We start from the raw sequence: 1,425 nt of genomic DNA, 5'->3' as shown, positions 1-1,425 counted from the left end.
CTTAGTTAGGTTGGGCGTGTCGGCTGTTAATCGTCGCTGGAATCTGTTAATTTTCAGGCGTGAATCCTGATGAACTCACCGAGACCAAAGCCGAGTTGGAAGCGTTCGTGGAGGACGTATTCGCGTCGCTTCCCCGGGCCGATCAACGCGGCAAAGGGAACCTGTATCTGCGCGGGCTGATGCTCGACGGGCGGCGGAAATCCATGCAACCCATGGGTGAGCGTCTCGGCGTGGATTACCAGCAGTTGCAACAGTTCGTGTCCTCGTCGCCGTGGAAAGTCGAGCCCGTGCGGCGGGTCCTGGTGCGCCGGGCGCTCCAGCTCATCAGCCCGGACGCGTGGGTGGTTGACGATACCGGCTTCAAGAAAGACGGGTCGTCCTCGCCGTGCGTGGCGAGGCAGTATTCCGGCACCCTGGGCAAGATCGGCAACTGCCAGATCGGAGTCAGCATCCACGCGGCGACCGATCAGGCATCGTGCCCGCTGAATTGGCGCCTCTACGTGCCTGGGGCCTGGGATGACACCTGCGCGGACACGAATGAGGAAGCCGCGCTGATCGCGGCCCGCCGGGCCAAGGCGCAGCTCCCGGACCTGCAACGCCACCGCACCAAATGGGCGATGGCGTTAGAGATGATCGATGAGCTCGCCGACTGGGGGCACCGACCGCCGGCTCTTGTCGGAGACGCCGGATACGGTGAGATCACCGCGTTCCGGTGCGGGCTGACCGAGCGACTCATTCCCTACATGGTCGCCGTGAAAGCTTCCACGAGTGCGTTCAGCGACGACGCGGCAACGGAGGTGCTCGAGTACTCCGGGCGCGGTCCCCGCCCGCACCAACGCCGCTACCTTGAGGCGCCCAGCTCCCTGAAGGACCTCGTCGTGAATGCCGGCCGGTCATCCCTCCACCAGGTCACCTGGCGGCACGGCACCAAGGCCACGCCGAACAACAAGCTCGCCTCGATGAAGTCCCGGTTCATCGCCCTCCGGGTCCGACCCGCGAACCGCGATCTGCCGCGCGGCGACGACGGCTCCCTTCCCGTGGAGTGGCTCCTCGCCGAATGGCCCACCGGGGCGCCGGCCCCGACCGATTACTGGCTCTCCACCCTGCCGGACACGACCCCCCTGAAAGAACTCGTCCGCCTGGCCAAAATCAGGTGGCGCATCGAGCACGACTACCGCGAACTGAAAACAGGCCTCGGCCTCGCGCACTTCGAAGGCCGCACCTACGCCGGATGGCACCACCACATGACTCTCGTGACCGCCGCCCACCTCTTCATCACCCAGCTGCGGCTGACCCGCCCAAAAGCGGTTGGGGCAGGCTGAGCCTCTACGGCATCCTCAGAGAACTCCAACGAGTCCTCGCCGTCTATCTCGGATACTGTCCCCACTGCCGACAACGAGCCCCAACATAACTAAGTACTACTAG

At 64.7% G+C, this 1,425-nt stretch carries 1 protein-coding gene; it reads left to right on the top strand.

Annotated features, from left to right (window positions below; all coding sequences use genetic code 11):
• Positions 1-59: 59 nt before the first annotated feature.
• Positions 60-1,322, top strand: coding sequence for an IS701 family transposase (locus E3O49_RS08110; RefSeq protein WP_134451328.1), 1,263 nt, complete (start codon positions 60-62; stop codon positions 1,320-1,322).
• Positions 1,323-1,425: the final 103 nt, after the last annotated feature.

Origin of the sequence: Cryobacterium shii, from assembly GCF_004402595.1 — a bacterium.
Taxonomy (GTDB): domain Bacteria; phylum Actinomycetota; class Actinomycetes; order Actinomycetales; family Microbacteriaceae; genus Cryobacterium; species Cryobacterium shii.
The sequence above is the reverse complement of the archived record's forward strand: the minus strand, read 5'-3'. Positions and strand labels throughout refer to the sequence as shown.